Raw genomic sequence first — 20025 nt, 5'->3', positions numbered from 1 at the left:
GAATGATCTTTAAGACAGACAATCAGTCGATTTTGTCATGCTTTTCTTTACGATCACGCAAGTGTCCACCAAATGGTGAATGTTCTTTGTATTCTTTCTCAGATCTTGGTGGACGTGGTAACAAAGCCTTCATTGAAGCATCAACGCGACCTTTATCATCAACTTTAATGACTTTAACATCGACTTCTTCACCGACTTCTAAAACATCAGAAACATTAGCCGTACGTGACCATGAAATTTCTGAAATGTGAACAAGGGCATCTGTTTTATCAAAGAGATTAACAAACGCACCGAATTTTTCAATACGAACAACTTTGGCATGGTAAACTTCACCAACTTTAGCCTCGCGAACTAAACCAGCAATGATTTCTTTTGTGCGGTCAATTGCAGCTTGGTCAGATGAATAAATAGATACATTTCCTTCATCGTCAATATCGATTTTAACACCAGTTTCTTCGATAATTTTATCAATCGTTTCGCCACCTTTACCGATGACAACTTTGATTTTATCAACGTCAATCTTGATTGTATCAATTTTTGGTGCTGTTGGAGCCAATTGAGCACGTGGTGCTGGGATAGTTGCTTCAATCAAATCAAGGATTTCAAAACGAGCTTTTTTAGCTTGAGCAAGAGCTTCTTTTAAGATTTGAGGGGTGATTCCTTCAATCTTAATATCCATTTGAAGCGCTGTAATTCCTTCACGTGTACCAGCAACTTTAAAGTCCATATCACCAAAGTGATCCTCAAGACCTTGAATGTCTGTCAAGATTGTGTAATTGCTACCGTCTGAAATTAATCCCATGGCAATACCTGCTACTGGAGCTTTGATTGGTACACCACCAGCCATAAGAGCAAGAGTACCCGCACAGATTGAAGCTTGTGAAGATGAACCATTTGATTCCAATACTTCAGCTACAAGACGGATTGCATATGGAAATTCTTCTAAGCTAGGAAGAACTTGCGCAAGAGCACGTTCACCAAGGGCACCATGACCGATTTCACGGCGACCTGGAGCGCCATAGCGTCCTGTTTCACCAACTGAATATTGTGGGAAATTGTAGTGATGTAAGAAACGTTTCTTGTATTCTGGGTCAAGACCGTCAACAATTTGTGTTTCTCCCATTGGAGCAAGGGTCAAAACTGATAATGCTTGTGTTTGTCCACGTGTGAAAAGACCTGAACCGTGAACTTTTGGTAAATAATCAATTTCAGCATCCAATGGACGAATTTCATCAACACGACGACCATCAGGACGAATTTTGTCTTCAGTAATCAAGCGACGGACTTCCGCATGTTCCATTTGTTCAAGGATTTCAGCAACGTCACGCATGATAGTTTCGTAATTTTCATCGTCAGCGTAGCGTTCTTCGTAAACAGCAATGACTTGTTCTTTCACAGCTTCTGTCGCTGCTTCACGCGCTTTTTTCTCTTCAACTTGAACTGCTTTTTGAAGGTCAGCGTTATAAGCTGCAATAATTTCAGCTTGCAATTCTGGGTCAACTTGAAGCAATTCAACCTCAGCTTTTTCTTTACCAACAGCTGCGACGATTTCTTCTTGGAAAGCAATCAGTTCACGAACAGCTTCGTGCCCTTTAAGAAGCGCTTCAAGCATGATGTCTTCTGACAATTCTTTGGCACCAGACTCAACCATATTAATGGCATCTTTTGTACCAGCCACAGTCAACTCAAGAAGTGATGCTTCTTTTTGTGCAGCTGACGGATTGATAATAAATTCACCGTCAATGTAAGCTACTTGAACGCCTGCAATAGGTCCGTTAAATGGAATATCTGAGATAGATAAAGCAAGTGAACTACCAAACATAGCCGCCATTGGCGCACTAGCATCTTCATCGTAAGAGAGAACGGTATTAATCACTTGAACTTCATTACGGAAGCCTTCTGCAAACATTGGACGAATCGGACGGTCAATCAAACGCGCTGTCAAAGTCGCATCAGTCGTTGGGCGTCCTTCACGTTTATTGAAACCACCAGGGAATTTTCCAGCTGCATACATTTTTTCTTCATAGTTAACTTGAAGTGGGAAAAAGTCACCTGTTGACATCTTCTTAGACATGACAGCTGCACTAAGAATGGTTGATTCACCATAACGTACCACAGCAGCGCCATTGGCTTGTTTAGCAACTTGACCAATCTCAACAACAAGTGGTCTGCCAGCAAAAGTTGTTTCAAAAGTTTGTTTTGACATATTTATTCCTCTGATATTTTATTTTGATACGTCCGTTTTCTACAAAAACCAGTCTGTAAAAGACTTATAAACTCGTCTTTGCATAAAACCACGTATCTCTATCATTTTATCACATTTTATGGGAAATAGCAGAGCTTGTAGCATAGTTTTTTAAGAATACTAAAAAGCAGTTGTCAGTTGACAACTACTTCTTACCAAAATATATCATTGTTTTACTTGCCAAAGAATAAATCAACGACTGCAATAACAATGATAGCTCCTAAAATCGATGGTAAAATTGCCATACCAGCTAACGATGGTCCCCAAAAGCCAAATAAACTTTGACCAACAAAAGAACCAACTAAACCAGCAAAAATATTGTAAATGCAACCCATAGACTCTCCTCTATTGGTAATTGCACCAGCCATCATCCCAATAAGCGATCCGACAATTAATGACCAAATCATAATATTCTCCTTTAAATCGTTGTCCCACTAGAAATATTTGAAAGAACTCCACTAATTATCCAAAAGACGATTAGATAAAATACCAAAACCAAAATAGCCACGACAAATAAAGCTATTCGACTCCGTTTGCTAAATCGATTCGGGCAAGTAAATCCCATTCCAAAAGAACCTAGTATCATCAGTATTAAAAAAACAATTGTTTGTTCTGCCATGAAAATAAAGGAACTTAAAAACACAATTCCGAATGCTAGTGACAAAAGCCACATATATTTCCAACGGTGACCAATTGACAAACTCAAACCAAGAAAAATCAACCCTAGCGGTCCCATTAAAATAAAACAAAATGCTAAAATTCCAAATATCATACCCTTATTGTACCATAAAAGCCTCCCAAATGGAGGCTTTTATGGTATTGACTGCTAACTAAACAACTAATATTAGAACATATCAATCAAAAGTTGTTTCAATTCTGAAATGTATGGTTGACGTGGGTTTGCTGGAGTACATTGGTCATCATATGCCAAACTTGCCAAACGATCAACTGCTGCATCAAAGGCTTCTTTTGTAACACCATTAGCAGAAAGTTTTGGTTCAACGTCAACAGCATGCATCAATTTATCAATGCGATCGCAAAGTGCTTCAACTAATTCTGCATCATCTTTACCTTTAAGACCAATATAACGCGCAATATCTGCGTAATCTTTTTGAGCACGGTATTCTTCATAACGTGGGTAAACTGAGCGTTTAACATTACCAGATACAGCGTTATAGCGGATAACATGTTGCATTGCGATTGAAATAGCTAAACCGTGTGGAAGTCCAAATTCACCACCTGTTTTGTGAGCAAGTGAATGGTTGATACCTAAGAAAGCATTACCAAATGCCATACCAGCAATAGCTGCTGCATAATGCATGTTTTCTTTAGCTTTTTCACCACGAAGTGTTGGGTTCTTAGGATCGTAGTTATAAGCATCTTCAAGATTTTCAATAATCAACTTGATAGCTTCAAGAGACCATGGACGTGTAAAGTCAGATGCCATAACTGATACGTAAGATTCAAGAGCATGTGACAAAGCATCTAATCCTGACCAAGCTGCTGTACGTTTTGGCACAGTCATAACAAATTCTGGATCAACAATAGCAACTTGTGGTACCAATTCATAATCAGCAAGTGGGTATTTCACGTGTGTATAATCATCAGTAATAACCGCAAATGGTGTCACCTCAGCACCTGTACCAGATGTGGTTGGGATACAGAAAAGGCGTGTTGTTGTTTGATGTTTGAATTTCACAATACGTTTACGAATATCAATGAATTTTTGTTGCAATTCAAGGAAAAATTCGCTAACAGCATCATAACTATCAAGGAATTCATCACCACGGTCAAGATAAACTTCATAAATTAAACGTGCAATTTTAGATGCATCAATAGCAGAGCCACCACCAATTGCAATGACTGTATCTGGTTTGAAATCACGCATTTGTTTTGCAATTTCGATTGTTTGTCCAAGAGTTGGGTCTGGTTTGATTGTTCCGTAAATTGATGTTGCGACTTTTTCATCACGCAATGCCAATTGAGCAAGGACAGTGTCAACAAATCCAAATTGAACCATACCTGGGTCTGCTACAATTAAAGCACGTTGCATTGGTTCATATTCATCTTGCAAATATGAGATAGCATTCTTTTCGTAGTAAGTTTTTTCTGGTAAGCGAATCCATTGTGGACGGTTACGACGTTTCGCAACAGTCTTGATATTTAAGAGATCGCCAGTTGAAAGATTGTGTGACAATGAATTTTTCCCCCATGATCCTGTTCCAAGTGTTAAGCTGGCTTTAAGTGCGTCTGTATAGACATCACCGATACCTCCGACTGAATCTGGTTGGTTAACCAAGACACGTGATGCTTTCACGGCATCGCCATATGTTGCTACAAATGGATCTGCTTGTGAACCAATTTGGATACCGGCATTGTGTCCTGCACCTTGATAATCAAGAAGCGCTTCAACAATTTCGATACCTTCTTCACGATCTTTAGCTTTGTACACTGAAAGGAGTGGAGACAATTTTTCTGATGATAGTTTTTCACCGATGTTTTGCTTGTCAAGTTCAAACAAGAGAACGTCCTTGCCTTCTGGCAATTTCACACCAGCTTGTTCACAAATCCAAGTTGCTGGCATTCCGGCAACAGGACCGTTTACACCATGGTTGTCATTGAAAACAAAGTCTTCAATTTTCTTGTAGTCCTTCTTAGGTACTAAGTAAGCACCTTTATCTTGCATTTTTTGCAACCATTCCTTGTAAATTGGCGCTTCAACGACTGCTGAATTTTCAGTCGCACAAATCATACCATTATCAAAGCGTTTTGATAACAACAAGTCTTCCACAGCGCGGTCAATATGAGCAGTTGCATCAACATAGATAGCACCATTACCTGCACCAACACCCATTGATGGGTTACCTGATTTAAGGGCTGCATTTACCATACCAGGTCCACCAGTTGCCAAAATAGAAGCAATTTTCTTGTTTTGGATAAGGGCTGTTGTGTTAGCGATTGATGGTGTTTCAATCCATTGGACAATATTTTCCGGAGCACCAGCTTTCACCGCAGCATCGTAAAGAATTTTTGCTGCATGAGCTGAACATTTTTGTGCTTGTGGGTGGAATGCAAAAACAATGGCATTACGTGTTTTCAACGCCACCAAAATTTTAAACATTGTTGTTGATGTTGGGTTTGTTGTTGGGACAATACCTGCTAAAACACCGAGAGGGGCTGCAATTTGAATACTTCCAGAAACCCTATCTTCACCAATGATGCCAACTGTTTTTTCATTTTTGATACGTTCATAAACGTATTCTGTTGCGAAGTGGTTTTTAGTATCTTTATCCTCAACGACACCACGACCAGTTTCGGCATGTGCTTCTTTTGCCAATTCTAGCGAAGCTTCAGAACCTGCGAGAGCCATAGCTGCTACAATTTTATCAACTTGTTCTTGTGAATAAGTTGCATAAACGCGCTCAGCTTCAAGAGCTTTATCGACAAGAGCCCCTGTGTACTGCTGAGCTACTTCTTCAGCGCTCAACTCGTTATTCTTTACATCTGCATTTGTTGCTTTAGCCATTAAGAAAACCTCCATATAAGTACCCTTAAAATAAGTGCCTCAATTTTTAAGAAGAACAATGAATGAATGACACCAAGATAAAAACAAAGCCTGTATAGTCGTCTAAAACCTCAACAGAGGTCAAAAAACTCTCTTCACTACACAAAATCAAAGGTTAAGTTCTTCAACTATCAATCATTGTGATATTCTTCACCAACTATATTAAACTTTTTTCAAAAAAAGTCAAGTATTTTTTGTAAGCTTTTTCATTTTTATTATAAAAGCATTGTAAGGGAATACAAATAAAACGCCACAAACCTTATTCCATTAATTTTTTTATCACTTTTGACACGATTATCTCATTTTATTTAATCATCTCAAGGTTATTATTGTTTGTTTTCATCTTTTGTGAAATTTACCATTTTAAAGAGAAATCATTTTGGAAAATACAAAAAAGCCCCTTGGAAAAATCCAAGAAGCTTTTAGTTGACTTGGGCGTCTGATTAACGACGAAGTCCGAGTGATGCGATCAATTCGCGGTAACGGTTAACGTCTGTGCGGCGAAGGTATGCCAACAAGTTACGACGGTGACCGATTTTTTTCATCAATCCACGGTAAGTTGCGTGGTCTTTTTTGTGTTGTTTAATGTGCTCGTTAAGATGGTTGATTTCCCAAGTAAGAACAGCTACTTGAACTTCAACTGAACCTGTGTCACCTTCGTGACGTGCGTATTGAGCAATGATTTCATTTTTTTTCTCTTTTGAGATTGCCATAATATTTTTCTCCTTTATATTGCTTCATCCGAGTCGTAGGTTTTTGGCGTCTCCTACAACCAAGAAAAAGTTACTTGTCATACGACAGTCCTTATTGTAGCAGATTACTGCTGCTTTTGTCAAAGGTTTTTAATGTTTTTAGCTAAGGTCATCTAAAAGTTGTTTGGAAGTCATCTGTTTGAAAAACTTTTTTCAAAAATTTATCAAGAACGTCAGAAAAAATGACAAGAACATTCTAAACAACACTCAGCTATTTTCATCTTTTCCAAAATCAACTATACTGAAATCAAACAACAAGAAAGTGAGAACTCTTATGACAAAATCTTTAATTATCATGGATATTGACGGAACATTGACAAACAGCGAGAAAAAAATCACTCCTAAAACAAAAGAAGCTCTTTTAGCCGCTCAAGAACAAGGAGCACGTCTCATCTTGGCTTCTGGTCGTCCTGTAAGTGGTATGCAGGATTTTGCTAAAGAATTAGCAATGGACAAGCACCACGGGCTTTTAGTGGCTTATAATGGCGCTGTGGTAGTGGATTGTGAATCTGGCGATATTCTTTTCAATCAAACCATGACAGTTGAAGAAGGACAAGCAGTTCTTGAACACGTGAAACAATTTGATGTCATCCCAATGATTAGCAAAGGGGATTATATGTACGTCAACGATGTCTATAACAACATGATTCACTGGGAGAAAAAGAATCTAGACATTAATATCATTGAATACGAATCACGTGGCGGTAAATATTTGCTAGCTGAAAAGCGTGATTTGGCTGCCTTTGCTGATTTCCCGCTCAATAAAATCTTATTGGCTGGCAGTAGCGATTATCTTGCTACACATTACAAAGAAATTGCTGCACCATTTGAAGGCAAACTCAGTTCAATGTTTACGGCAGATTTTTATTATGAATTTACTGCTCAAGGAATCGACAAGGCAAAAGCCTTGGATACTGTTTTAGCACCGCTTGGTTATCAACCAGAGGATATGATTGCTTTTGGTGACGGACAAAACGATGCTAGTATGCTGACTTATTCTGGAACTGCGGTAGCAATGGCAAACGCTGTGCAAGAATTGAAAGATATTGCCGATATTATTACCCTTTCTAACGACGAGGACGGTATCGCTGAAACGTTACGAGATTACTTTACCATTTGATTAAACGGGAGATAGAAATGATAAAAATTGAACACATCGGTGTTTGGGTACGTGATTTAGAAACGATGAAAGAGTTTTTTGCTAAATACTTTCAAACAACGGCATCCAAACGCTATCACAATCCACGAACAGGTTTTTCTTCCTACTTTTTAAGCTTCCCTGACAATGCTGCTCGATTGGAATTGTGTCATCGCGAGGACATTTCTGAAGGCGTTGATGAGAGTCTTGGCTTTGCTCATTTAGCCATTTCACTTGGTAGTAAAGAAACCGTTGATCAGTTAACGGCACAGCTTGAAAACGATGGCTATCATGTTTTAGGTCAACCCCGAACAACTGGTGACGGTTACTACGAATCCGTCATTTGTGACCCCGAAGGGAATCGTTTAGAATTGACCGTTTAATAGACTTTGCTATGGGCAGATTACCTATCCAGCATTTGCGAATCTCACCTATAGCAAACAAAAAAGCTTGGGCTAAATCCTAGTCAGATAGGGATTAGGAGTAGTTACCAAGTTTTTATTCTTTTTTCGTTTTGGTCATTCGCTCGTAAGCTTCCAATTTGAATGCCAAATTTTGGTCGTAATTTAATTGAAAATACAAAGAGTACAAACTATCTAACAAATAAAGTAAGGTCATTCGTGTCGAAAATGACGACATCTTATTGTAGTGATTTTCAGAAGAAGCCATGTAAATAATATCGTCAGCATAAGCTGTCAAGGGATTTCCTTGTGTTGATGTCAAGAGAATAATAGGTACCTGATTTTTCTTCAATATCTTGCAAAAGGCCTCCATTGAAGAGCCACGACCACCAAACGAAATCACGAAAGCCAAGTGACTACTATCGCTGTTTGTCGCTGTCAAACTCTTGATATAGTCGTCTTTTGGTACCGTCACCAGCTGATTAATCTCCTGCATTTGAAATTGAAAATTCTCCGCAAAATACAAATTCGCTGATGAAGTATAAATGTCGATGATGTTTGCTTTTGACATTTTTTCAACGGCAAAAACCAACGTTTCTGGGTCTGCTAACCCCAAGGTATCCTCGATTGTTCGCTCATAAACCTCTTTTAACCGCAACATCACTTCATAGTGCGTATCCGTTTCTAAAATTGGAAAATCAATATCTGAGACTTGGTGATTTTGACCTTGTTGGAGATCTGTTCGCAAAAGTAATTTCAAGTCATTGACCCCACGCAATCCCAGCTTATTAATCAAGCGGTAAATGGTCGAAACAGAAATAAAAAGTTTATCTGAGACTTCCTTTGGTTTTAAACCAATAAATTCTTCTGGATTTTCTTTTAAATAATCTACTAAAATCTGTTCTGTTGGTGTTAGATGTTCTAGTAATTGTAACCTTTGTATCATTTTCATAGGTTTATTGTATCATTTTTGACTTAAAAAGCGTGTTTTAAACATCAAGATAAGGCTGATTATTAGGCTAATAATAGCATAAATCACAAAGGCAAAACCAGGTTGTGGATTGATTTTTGAAAAAAGACTGAGGACAATGGCTGCGCTAGCTCCGCCAAAATTACAAAATAACAGAACCAAAGTTGTCGCATGTCCAATCAATTGTGGCGATATTTTATTTGACACATTGCTAAAGACGCTTGTAACCACAATGCTGTACCAGAACCCTGAAAGCATTGTTCCGATAAGCATTAACCAGAGATTGTGTGCCACACCAAGCATAAACAACCCAAGGGCAAATGGAAGCAAGGAAACAATTATCAGCTGTTTCTTAAATCGTGCTAATAAGCCTTCAAAGCAAATACCAGAGAGAATTCCCATTAACATCATGCCACTCAAAATTAAACTAGCTTGGCGTGGACTTCCAAGGTGCAGTTGGTCAACGATAACTGGAATTCTAAGGCTATTAGCACTATTAATATTAATCACAAATCCTGCCAATAAAGACAATCCGACAATATACACAATATCTTTTTTCGTAAATTTAGCTGATGTTTTTTGGCTAGCCACTTCCGCTACAACGGCTCGTTTTGGAGCAAACAGCAAATAAAACAGTAAAATAGGTAAGGCAAAAAGATAAACGATAAACGCCCATGACCATCCAAACGGCACTAAAAAGCCTACCAGAGCTGTTAAAAAAGCATTGCCTAACACTTCAAACGACCCACGAAAGCCAAGCATTTGTGCGCGCTCATTTCCTTGGTAATTTTCGCTAATGATACTAATCGCACGCGCGTTAATCAGACCAATTCCCATTCCTAGAAGCACACGTGAGACGACAACCAACGCATACGTTTTGCCAACAACAGGCAAACTTCCACCAAATGCAATGAATGACAGCCCTAAAATGATACTGCTGCGTTCTGACAGAAAACGGTCCAAGAATGGATTTATCACCAACATTCCCATAATGGCAAAAGAGGAAATGGAAAACAGCATTTCAACCTGACTTGCAGCATAGCCTTGTTGCTGAAAAGTTGAAATCATTTGCGGCAGAGCTGTTGACGTCGAAAAGGTCGAAACCAACATAAGAGACAGCGACAAAAGACTAAGTTTCTCCAAAAGTGCTTTCATACGAACTCCTTACTTGTTTTTTTCATCAAATCAAGTATAATCAAAGTTAACGCATAAAAATATGACTTTTGTCACAATTAAAAGGAGATATACGTGTCATTAGAAGCCTATATTAAAGAATATCAGCTAGAAAAAATCTTCCCTACTCATTATTTTGATAAATTGCAAGTCTTGCAACTATCTGCTGGGGATGCCATTTGTCATCAAGGCGAATCATTAACAGCACTCTCTTACTTTGCCAATGGAAAACTCAAAATCGTTCGCCGACTTTTTAACGGAAAAGAACACATTCTTGACATTAAAGAAAAGCCAACCTTAATTGGTGATATCGAGTTATTAACAGACCAGCTTGTCGTATCATCTGTCATCGCTCTTGAGGATACTCTCATTATCCAATTACCTTTAGCTGGTATTCGTGAACAATTGCTTTCTGACAATGCCCTACTTTTAAACTTGAGCAAGGGCTTAGCACAATCTCTCTACGAGCAAAATATTCGCGCATCAACGAATTTAAATTACACATTGAAAGAACGCCTAGCAACGCATATCTTGGCTATCGAGGAAAAAGGTGTTTTCAAATTAGAATTGACAAGCCTTGCTGATTCATTTAGCGTCAGCTACCGTCATTTACTGCGTGTCATTCATGAACTGATTGATACAGGAATCATCGAAAAACGCAGACCCTATTATTACATCAAAGACATGACACAATTGATTGACCTAAAAATCACTAATTAAGCCTTTAACTTTCTCGTTCCGCATTTTTGTGCTATATTGTTATTATAGAATAAATTGAGGAGAAAATATGTCAGTTATTGAAAAATTAGCAAAACCAAGTCATTTAATCAATATGGATGACATCATTCGTGAAGGCAATCCGACACTTCGTGCGGTTGCCGAAGAAGTAACGTTTCCTTTGTCTGATGAAGAAATTATTCTAGGCGAAAAAATGTTGCAATTCTTGAAAAACTCACAAGACCCTGTGACAGCTGAAAAAATGGGCTTGCGTGGTGGTGTTGGTCTAGCAGCCCCACAATTAGACATTTCAAAACGCATCATTGCTGTTCTCGTTCCAAATCCTGAGGACAAAGACGGTAATCCACCAAAAGATGCTTATAGCTTACAAGAAGTCATGTACAATCCAAAAGTTGTGGCACATTCTGTTCAAGATGCTGCGCTTGCTGATGGTGAGGGATGCTTGTCTGTTGACCGTGTTGTCGAAGGCTATGTGGTTCGTCACTCGCGTGTAACCGTTGATTACTTTGATAAAAATGGTGAAAAACATCGCATTAAACTCAAAGGTTATAATTCAATCGTCGTTCAACACGAAATCGACCACACCAACGGTATCATGTTCTACGATCGAATCGATGAGAAAAATCCATTTGCCATTAAAAAAGGTATGCTAATTATCGAATAAAACAAAAAGCTCATTGTCTTTCGCAGAAATTGACAATGAGCTTTTTTGTGGCTAAGGTGAGCTTAAATACCATTTTAGCAAAACCATTCGTAATAAAAAAACATCTTCATTTAAAAGTATATATTTATTCTCAAATATGAGATTTTTGGGGAAATAAATTTCATATTTGAGAATATCGTAAGTCACGCCTTTATTGTGATATAGTTAGCTTATTAGTATTAGCAATAAATAATACTATTCAAACAAAGAAAGCTCTTGAGGAGGAAAGTTTATGGTGAAATTAGAACGACATAATCAAATGTTACTCTTGTCCCTTGCTTTGACGGCAATGAGTTGGTTGTCACTTAACCTGATTAGCTTGCTAAGTCGCATAGGTACCCATGGTATTATCTCTAGCGCTGTCACCATAATCGGTGTTATCGCTGGCATTGGTGGCTTTGTCTCTGGAATCGTGGCAATTGTGTTGTTCCTTGTCGGGCAAAAAAACAACACTACTCTCCATTAATTAATAATTTGATATAGAATATAGTTGTTCATATCATCAATTTGATATTTCGATGTATCCCCAATATAAAAAAGCTCATTATCAACTATTACGGCTGACAATGAGCTTTTTATATGACTTGACTTAGTCGATTGCTGATAGAAGGGCTTGAGCTTGTTTGTCAAGGTTTGCAAGAACTTCTTCTGTTGGAACGAACACACCATCTGCCCAAGCTGAATCATTTACGCGTGTCGTTGTGATTTCATCGACAAATTGTGTACGAATGAATGGAAGCAAGGCACGATAGCTTTCTGCTACTTGTTCGTGACCACCATTAGCAAGAATAGAAACCGTAGTTACTTTTTCGTTTATTGCTGATGGACCTGTTGGATCTGAAAGATCAATAGCACGTGACAACCAGTCTAGCAAGTTTTTCATAGAACCTGGGATAGCAAAGTTGTAAACAGGTGAGAAAATCCAGATAGCATCAGCTTCTGAAACAGCTTGACGAGCTGCCTGAACAGCTGCTGGAATATTAGCTTCTAAATCTTGTGAAAAGACTGGTACTTGTGACCAATCAAGATAGCTAATCTCTGCTTTTCCTTCAAGCACTTTTTCAGCATTTTTAGCGAATTGAGCATTGAATGAACCGCTACGTAATGAGCCAACAACAAATAGAACTTTTTTCATATTAGTCTCCTTAAAAAGGTTATTTATTTAGTAATGATTAATTTTAAAGAAATCAAAGTATCATTTATCACTAAATAGTGCTTTTTATATGCTGCCATTGTACACTTTATTTTTGATTTTGTAAATTATTTTGCTCACAAGGTTTAAATTTTTTCAAAAGTCGAATGAGTTCTGCTTGTTCGTCCTCTGTTAGCACTGAAAAAGTTTCCTCAATTTTAGCAATATGAAGCGGTAGAGCGTGTTCAATGACCTGGCATCCTTGCTCTGTTAATCCAACTAGATAGGCTCGTTTATCGTGAGGGCAAGTGGTACGTGTCACCCAACCTTTTTTCTCCATATTTCTGATGACAACCGTCATATTGCCAGAAGTTGCCAACATACTGTCTAGTAGTTCTGCGATTTTCATCGGTCCTTTGGCATAAAGAACGTCTAAAACACCAAATTGAGTCGGTGTCAAATGGTCAACTTTAAACGACTCTGATACTCTAGCATCAATCGTGCGAAAAGCTTTTCGCATCACAACCATTGATTTTACAGCATTATTTTTGAAATTCGCCATTTCGTCTCCTTAAAAATTCCTTTATAAATGTCATAAGAAAACGAACAAACCACGTCCGTTTTTCTGAAAGCAATTTGTTCGTTTCTATCCTAGTTAAGTTTCTATCTTAAAAGAAATCATCAAATAGACTTAATTGGTTATCTTCTGGCATATTGCCGAGGATTCCCATTTCGTCCATTTTTTCAACTAATGTGGCTGAAACGCCACCACGTTTGCGGAGTTCCATTTTTGAGAGGAATTCTCCTTCTGTACGTGCTTTAACAATTTGCTTAGCAACATTCTCACCAAGACCGTCCATCGCTACGAACGGTGGAATAAGAGTATCACCGTCGATGATAAACTCGATTGCATCACTACGGTAAAGGTCAAGTTGACCAAATTTATAACCACGTTCGAGCATTTCATTGACAATTTCAAGTGTGGTGTATAAATCAATTTCAACATTTGAAGCTTCGTTATTCTTACGCTTATTAGAAATATCAGCCATGCGTTCTTTCACCGCATCAAGCCCAGCACTCATTGTCTTAATGTCAAAGGCCTTAGCACGGATTGAGAAATAAGCACAATAGTAGTAAATCGGATAATGTACTTTAAAGTAAGCTACACGAAGCGCCATTAAAACGTAGGCTGCCGCATGGGCTTTGGGGAACATGTACTTGATTTTACCACAAGATTCAATGTACCAGTCGGGCACATTATTTTCTCGCATAGCTTCAATGTATCCATTACGTTCTTCGTCAGAGATTTTAAGCCACATTCCCTTACGCACACGTTCCATAATAGTAAAGGCCATTTTTGGCTCCAAACCTGCGTGCATGAGGTAAACCATGATGTCGTCACGACAACCGATAACGGTTTTCAGCGTAGCAATTCCTTCCTTAATCAAGTCTTGAGCATTTCCTAGCCAAACGTCGGTACCATGAGAAAGCCCTGATAACTGAAGCAATTCGGCAAATGTTGTTGGGTGAGTTTCTTCAACCATACCACGAACAAAGTTTGTCCCAAATTCTGGAATACCAAGCATTCCTGTCGGCGTTCCGATTTGTTCAGGGGTGACACCAAGCACTTCTGTGCCTGAGAAAAGCGCCATAACGTCTGGGTCATCAGCTGGAATATCCTTAGGATCGATACCAGATAAATCCTGCAATTTACGAATCATGGTCGGATCATCATGACCGAGAATATCAAGTTTCAAGACGTTTTCATCGATATCGTGGAAGTTAAAGTGAGTGGTTTGCCATTCTGCTGATAAATCGTCCGCTGGGTATTGAACAGGGGTAAAATCATACACATCCATGTAGTTTGGAATAACAACGATACCACCTGGGTGTTGTCCAGTCGTACGTTTAACGCCAGCTGCACCTTGTGCCAAGCGTTCCACTTCTGCTTCTGGATAGAATTTGCCATAATCACGCTCGTAACCTTTAACAAATCCGTAAGCAGTACGGTCTGCCACCGTACCTACGGTTCCAGCACGAAAGGCGTATTGTTCACCAAAAATATCACGAACGTCCAAGTGAGCTGACGGTTGGTCATCACCAGAGAAGTTCAAATCGATATCGGGAACCTTGTCGCCATCAAAACCAAGGAAGGTTTCAAACGGAATATCGTGTCCATCTTTCTTGTAACGTGTGCCACATTCTGGGCAATCCTTGTCAGGCAAATCATAACCAGAACCGACAGAACCATCGGTGATGAATTCTGAATGCTGACAATTTGGACAGACATAATGTGGTGGCATTGGGTTAACTTCGGTAATCCCAATCATGGTTGCCACAAAACTTGACCCAACCGAACCACGCGAACCAACCAAGTAACCACGGTCGTTGGAACGAATTACCAACATCTGCGAAGCCAAGTAAATCACGGCAAATCCATTACCCAAAATTGACGTTAATTCTTTTTCAATACGTAAATCGATGATATCAGGAAGTGGATTACCATAGATTTCAAAGGCTCTTTGATAGGTCATTTCAGCGACACGTTCTTCTGATTTTTCAAGGAAAGGTGTGTACAAGTCTTTCTTAACAACCTCGACTTCCTCGAAACGGTCAGCAAAATCATTGGTATTCTTAACAACAATTTGATACGCGACATCTTCGCCAAGAAAGGCAAATTCATCTAACATTTCATTGGTTGTACGGAAATGCGCTTTTGGTAACGGAGCAGGTTGGGCATTTTCACCACGACCAATCGGACGGTTAATCGGTGCCCCTTGCCCTAAACTACGGACAATGATTTCACGGTAAATCTCATCTTCGGGCTCGATATAATGGACATTCCCAGTCGCCAAAACAGGCTTGTTCAGACGACGTCCAACCTCAAGCAAATCTCGGATGACTTGTCGAATACCTTCTTCATCTTTGATTGTTCCTTGCGCCAATAGCGGAGCGTAAAGCACTGGTGGCATAACTTCGATGAAATCATAATATTTCGCTACTTTAACCGCAGCATCTACCCCTGAAGATAAGACCGCATCAAAAACTTCGCCCTCTGAGCAGGCTGTTCCTAGCAAAAGCCCTTCACGGTGAGCGTCAAGAACCGTTCTTGGAATGCGAGCTACACCTTCAAAATATTTGACATTAGAAAGGCTGACGAGTTTGAAAATATTTTTCAAACCTGTTTGGTTTTGAACATAAATCGTCGCGTGTTTGACACGTGCTTTCTTGTAAGAATCCTCAGCAACTAATTTCGTATTCAAATCCATCATGTTAGCTAAACTGTGGTTTTCACGTGCTTCTTTCAGGAAAATAAAGAGCAAGCGCCCCGTTGCTTCCGCATCATAGTTCGCCATATGATGGTGTTCTAGTGAAACTTGGAAACGTTTGGTCAATGGTCCCAAACCATGACGTTTGTATTCTGGATAGAGATTTCGAGCAAATTCCAAGGTATCAATGACAGGTTGTGTAATAATTGGCATGCCATGACGTTCATAATTGGCATTCATAAAGCCAACGTCAAAGGTTGCATTGTGGGCAACTAGCACAGTATCCTGACAAAAATTTTGGAACATTTGAAGGACTTCTTCAATCGGTTTAGCATTGCGAACATGATTATCCGTAATACCAGTCAATTCCGTTGTAAAAGCTGATAAATGATGACCTGGGTTGATGAACTCATCAAACTGCTCAACAATATTTCCCTTGTACATTTTTGAAGCCGCAATCTGAATCAAATCATTATTGACCGCAGAAAGCCCAGTCGTTTCCACGTCAAATACGACGTAGGTAGCTTCGTTTAACTCAATATCTTGAGGATTGTAGGCAATCGGCACTTTGTCCTCAACGATATTAGCCTCTAAACCAAAAATCGCCTTAATACCATTTTTACGTGCTCTGTGATAACCGTGTGGGAAACTTTGCACATTGCCGTGGTCAGTAATAGCAACAGCCTTGTGCCCCCACTTCGCCGCTGTATCAATTAATTCTTCAACCGTTGGCAAAGCATCCATGGTTGACATATTCGTATGGGCATGGAATTCCACACGTTTTTGACCTTCTGGCATTAAATCCTTGCGGTCATGATGAACAATCTCTTTGACATCTTGTACATTCATGGTCAATGCATGGGTGAAATTATTATTTTCAACATTCCCACGAACTCGAAGCCATGCCCCTTTGGCGATCATATCGTATTTTTTCAACTCATCATCATCTTTTGCCCATTTCTGCATGGCAAAACTTGATGTGTAGTCAGTCATTTTAAAATTAATAATGTGACGTCCTGTACGAGTTGTTTTCTTCTCAACGTCAAAAACCATCCCCTCAAAAACAATTTGGTTTTCTTCTGTTGTGACTTCAACCATTGGTGTGATTTCGGCATTTTCAAAACCTGCACGGCGCTGTTTGGCACGTTCTTTAAAATCAAATTTAATTTTTGGTGTTTCTTCATCTGGAGGCATAGAGGCTTCCAAAGATTTAACCGCCTCACGATTTTCTTGCACCGCTTTTTCCACCATAGCTTCGCGATTTGACGTAAAATCTTCTCGTAATGCTTGCGTCATCGCTTCATCAGAAATCATGTCTATGGTAAGCTTGCCAAAACCAAACGCTTCAAACTGACGCGCTAGATTAGGTAGATGATTTTTGCGAAAATGGTCATTATTAACAAATGCTGGTGCTTCAATCAATAATTTGGTACCATCATAAGAAACCTTCAATTTGCTAAAAGAAGCCTTGAAACTGGTGCTATCACACGGAGCATGCTCAAAAGCTTCTTCATAGTAGGTTTGCAATAAAGGTTGTGAAAAATCGACAGTTTCTGCCTGAATATCAAAAGTCACTCTGATATCCGCTTGTTTAAAAGTGTTCACCAATCGATAAGACAATTCACGATAGATTTCAATTGGCAAAATTTCCGCAAATGAAAAATGGAACTCCCAGAGGCGAGATACAGAATGTACCTTAACTTCACGAATATCTGCAGATGAAAAAGCAGAAGATTGTCGCATGTCAAGCGGCATATCGATTTGCTCCATCAATTTTTTAAATAATTCTGACATAATGCGTAAACTACCTCAATTCCAAAAACTAAATTTATCTACTAAGGCAAAATACACCTCTTGGTTACCCTATTTTGCCTTCTTTTCTAGTTACGTTATCTCTTAATTTTACCACAAATGAAATCTTTTTTCGACACAAAAGAAAAAGGTCAGAACTGACTGCCTGACCTTGTTATCATTAATTTTCTTTTGTCAAAATTTCAAGAGTTTCGATAAGGTTTTCTGCGTTAACTTCGATAGTATCGCCAGTTGCTTTAATTTTCACTTCAACGATACCGTCAGCAGCTTTCTTACCCACTGTGACACGAATTGGGAGACCGATAAGGTCGCTGTCTGAGAATTTAGAGCCGACACGTTCGTTACGGTCGTCAACCAAGACTTCGTAACCTTTAGCAACCAATTCAGCTTCAACTTTCGCTGTCAAAGCTTGTGCTTCTTCATCTTTCACATTGACAGTGATGACGTGTACATCAAACGGTGCCAATTCTTTAGGGAAGTTGATACCCCATGCAAAGCGGTAAGCGCCTTTTGGTGTTTTAGAAACAAAGAGACGGGCATGTTGTTCAATAACAGCTGACAAGATACGGCTAACACCGATACCATAGCATCCCATAATAATTGGAATAGCACGTCCATTTTGGTCAAGGATTGTTGCTCCCATGCTTTCTGAATAGCGAGTACCGAGTTTGAAGATGTGTCCAATTTCGATACCACGAGCAAATTTAAGAACACCTTTACCGTCTGGTGAGATTTCACCTTCTTTAACTTCACGAATATCAACGTATTCCGCTTCAAAATCACGTCCTGGGTTAACACCTGTCAAGTGATAGCCGTTTTCGTTTGCGCCAACAACTGCATTGGCAACATCTTGCACTTTGCGGTCAGCAACGATGCGGACATTTTCAGGAAGGTTAACTGGTCCAAGTGAACCAAAGTTAGCACCAAAGACTTCAACAGCTTCTTCTTCGCTTGCAGGTTCAAGGAAATCAGCTCCAAGATAGTTTTTCAATTTAACATCATTGACTTGGTCGTTTCCGACAAGAAGAGCAACTACTGGTTCATTATCAGCAACGAAGAAAAGTGTTTTGATTGTTTGTTCTTCGTCAACTTTCAAGAATGCAGCAACATCATCAATTGATTTGCAATCTGGTGTTTCCACACGTTTGACATCTTCTTGAGCGACAACTTTTGTTGTTGGTTTATATTCATTGCTTGCCATTTCAAGGTTAGCAGCGTAGCTTGATTCTGTTGAGTAAGCAATGGTATCTTCACCTGAAACCAACCATGATGCCAATTCTTTTTTGATATCTTCTAAAACATCAGCTGGAATTTCATCAATTGAAGCGATTGATTTATCAAGAACCAACCAACGGTCAAGGTCTGTACGATCTGGAGTGATAGCCATAAACTCTTGAGAATCTTTACCACCCATGGCACCACCGTCACCAATGATACCTTTGAAATCAAGACCAGCACGTGTGAAGATAGCTTCATATGCTTTACGGTAATCTTCGTAAGTTGTGTCCAATCCTTCGTAGTCAGCGTGGAAACTATAACCATCTTTCATGATAAATTCACGTGTACGAAGAAGTCCGTTACGAGGACGTTTTTCATCGCGATATTTAGATTGGATTTGGTAAAGGTTCAATGGCAACTGTTTGTATGATTTTACCGCATCACGGACAAGACTTGTGAATGTTTCTTCGTGTGTTGGACCAAGAATGAAGTCTGATTTATCACGGTTTTTAAGTTTATAAAGGTCTTCACCATAAGTTTCGTAACGACCTGATTCACGCCAAAGATCAGCATTCAAAAGTGCTGGGGCAAGCATTTCAACCGCACCAATTTTTTCAAATTCTTCACGCATGATTGCTTTGAATTTTTCAATCGTACGGTTAGCAAGTGGCAAGTAAGCGTAAATACCTGCTGAGACTTGGCGAACGTAACCAGCACGTACCATAAGGGCATGACTGATAACTTGGGCATCGCTTGGCATTTCGCGAAGCGTAGGGATAAGCATTTGTGATTGTTTCATAACAAAATATAACGGTCAAATCATGAAAATAAGTAAGCTCTTCAATCAAACAAGTAGCTCACTTATCTTCTTTTTATAAAAGGCCGTATAAATTCCTTTCTAAAAAATAG

General features: G+C 39.1%; 16 protein-coding genes. 5 read left to right on the top strand and 11 right to left on the bottom strand.

What is annotated here, in order from left to right:
- Positions 1-22: 22 nt before the first annotated feature.
- The 5 genes from pnp to rpsO form a co-directional block, all read right to left on the bottom strand.
- On the bottom strand, positions 23-2206 hold the full coding sequence (pnp, locus tag E8M05_RS01465; RefSeq protein WP_003063171.1) for a polyribonucleotide nucleotidyltransferase: 2184 nt from the start codon (positions 2204-2206) through the stop codon (positions 23-25).
- A 212-nt stretch (positions 2207-2418) separates the two neighbouring features.
- Positions 2419-2652 carry a GlsB/YeaQ/YmgE family stress response membrane protein gene (locus tag E8M05_RS01460; RefSeq protein ID WP_003063169.1) on the bottom strand — a complete coding sequence of 78 codons (234 nt, stop codon included), beginning with the start codon at positions 2650-2652 and terminating at the stop codon, positions 2419-2421.
- An 11-nt stretch (positions 2653-2663) separates the two neighbouring features.
- The gene (locus E8M05_RS01455; protein WP_003063166.1) at positions 2664-3017 is read right to left on the bottom strand and encodes a hypothetical protein; all 354 of its coding nucleotides are present in this window, start codon (positions 3015-3017) and stop codon (positions 2664-2666) included.
- A 72-nt stretch (positions 3018-3089) separates the two neighbouring features.
- On the bottom strand, positions 3090-5771 hold the full coding sequence (gene adhE / locus E8M05_RS01450) for a bifunctional acetaldehyde-CoA/alcohol dehydrogenase (RefSeq protein ID WP_013851441.1): 2682 nt from the start codon (positions 5769-5771) through the stop codon (positions 3090-3092).
- Positions 5772-6253: 482 nt separating this feature from the next.
- Positions 6254-6523, bottom strand: a complete 270-nt coding sequence (gene rpsO / locus E8M05_RS01445; RefSeq protein WP_003063161.1) for a 30S ribosomal protein S15 — start codon at positions 6521-6523, stop codon at positions 6254-6256.
- Between the two features lie 313 nt (positions 6524-6836).
- Between rpsO and E8M05_RS01440 the strand changes: the two genes are divergently transcribed.
- Positions 6837-7682 carry a Cof-type HAD-IIB family hydrolase gene (locus E8M05_RS01440; protein ID WP_013851440.1) on the top strand — a complete coding sequence of 282 codons (846 nt, stop codon included), beginning with the start codon at positions 6837-6839 and terminating at the stop codon, positions 7680-7682.
- A gap of 17 nt (positions 7683-7699) precedes the next feature.
- The gene (locus E8M05_RS01435; protein ID WP_013851439.1) at positions 7700-8083 is read left to right on the top strand and encodes a VOC family protein; all 384 of its coding nucleotides are present in this window, start codon (positions 7700-7702) and stop codon (positions 8081-8083) included.
- A 115-nt stretch (positions 8084-8198) separates the two neighbouring features.
- On the opposite strand, the gene E8M05_RS01430 is transcribed toward E8M05_RS01435, so the two are convergent.
- Complete coding sequence (locus tag E8M05_RS01430; RefSeq protein ID WP_003063154.1) at positions 8199-9053, bottom strand: MurR/RpiR family transcriptional regulator; 855 nt, start codon at positions 9051-9053, stop codon at positions 8199-8201.
- 12 nt (positions 9054-9065) lie between these two features.
- Positions 9066-10226, bottom strand: coding sequence for an MFS transporter (locus tag E8M05_RS01425; RefSeq protein WP_003063152.1), 1161 nt, complete (start codon positions 10224-10226; stop codon positions 9066-9068).
- A gap of 93 nt (positions 10227-10319) precedes the next feature.
- Between E8M05_RS01425 and E8M05_RS01420 the strand changes: the two genes are divergently transcribed.
- The 3 genes from E8M05_RS01420 (at position 10320) to E8M05_RS01410 (ending at position 12151) form a co-directional block, all read left to right on the top strand.
- On the top strand, positions 10320-10964 hold the full coding sequence (locus E8M05_RS01420; RefSeq protein ID WP_003063150.1) for a cyclic nucleotide-binding domain-containing protein: 645 nt from the start codon (positions 10320-10322) through the stop codon (positions 10962-10964).
- A 67-nt stretch (positions 10965-11031) separates the two neighbouring features.
- A complete protein-coding gene (gene def / locus E8M05_RS01415; protein ID WP_003063148.1) occupies positions 11032-11646 on the top strand; it encodes a peptide deformylase in 615 nt (204 codons plus the stop codon).
- Between the two features lie 271 nt (positions 11647-11917).
- Positions 11918-12151: a hypothetical protein gene (locus E8M05_RS01410; RefSeq protein WP_003063145.1), complete on the top strand. Its 234-nt coding sequence runs from the start codon at positions 11918-11920 to the stop codon at positions 12149-12151.
- Positions 12152-12274: 123 nt separating this feature from the next.
- On the opposite strand, the gene E8M05_RS01405 is transcribed toward E8M05_RS01410, so the two are convergent.
- The 4 genes from E8M05_RS01405 to E8M05_RS01390 form a co-directional block, all read right to left on the bottom strand.
- Positions 12275-12820 carry an NADPH-dependent FMN reductase gene (locus tag E8M05_RS01405; protein WP_003063143.1) on the bottom strand — a complete coding sequence of 182 codons (546 nt, stop codon included), beginning with the start codon at positions 12818-12820 and terminating at the stop codon, positions 12275-12277.
- A 106-nt stretch (positions 12821-12926) separates the two neighbouring features.
- Positions 12927-13379, bottom strand: coding sequence for a MarR family winged helix-turn-helix transcriptional regulator (locus E8M05_RS01400; RefSeq protein ID WP_003063141.1), 453 nt, complete (start codon positions 13377-13379; stop codon positions 12927-12929).
- A 106-nt stretch (positions 13380-13485) separates the two neighbouring features.
- Positions 13486-17880 (bottom strand): PolC-type DNA polymerase III, encoded by a 4395-nt coding sequence (locus E8M05_RS01395; protein WP_048791238.1) that lies wholly within the window; start codon positions 17878-17880, stop codon positions 13486-13488.
- A 178-nt stretch (positions 17881-18058) separates the two neighbouring features.
- Complete coding sequence (locus tag E8M05_RS01390) at positions 18059-19915, bottom strand: proline--tRNA ligase (RefSeq protein ID WP_003063137.1); 1857 nt, start codon at positions 19913-19915, stop codon at positions 18059-18061.
- Between the last annotated feature and the right edge of the window lie 110 nt (positions 19916-20025).

Source organism: Streptococcus pasteurianus (assembly GCF_004843545.1).
In the GTDB taxonomy this organism is placed as follows: Bacteria; Bacillota; Bacilli; order Lactobacillales; family Streptococcaceae; genus Streptococcus; species Streptococcus pasteurianus.
Note: the sequence above shows the minus strand (reverse complement) of the source record. Positions and strands in the feature narration are given on the sequence as shown.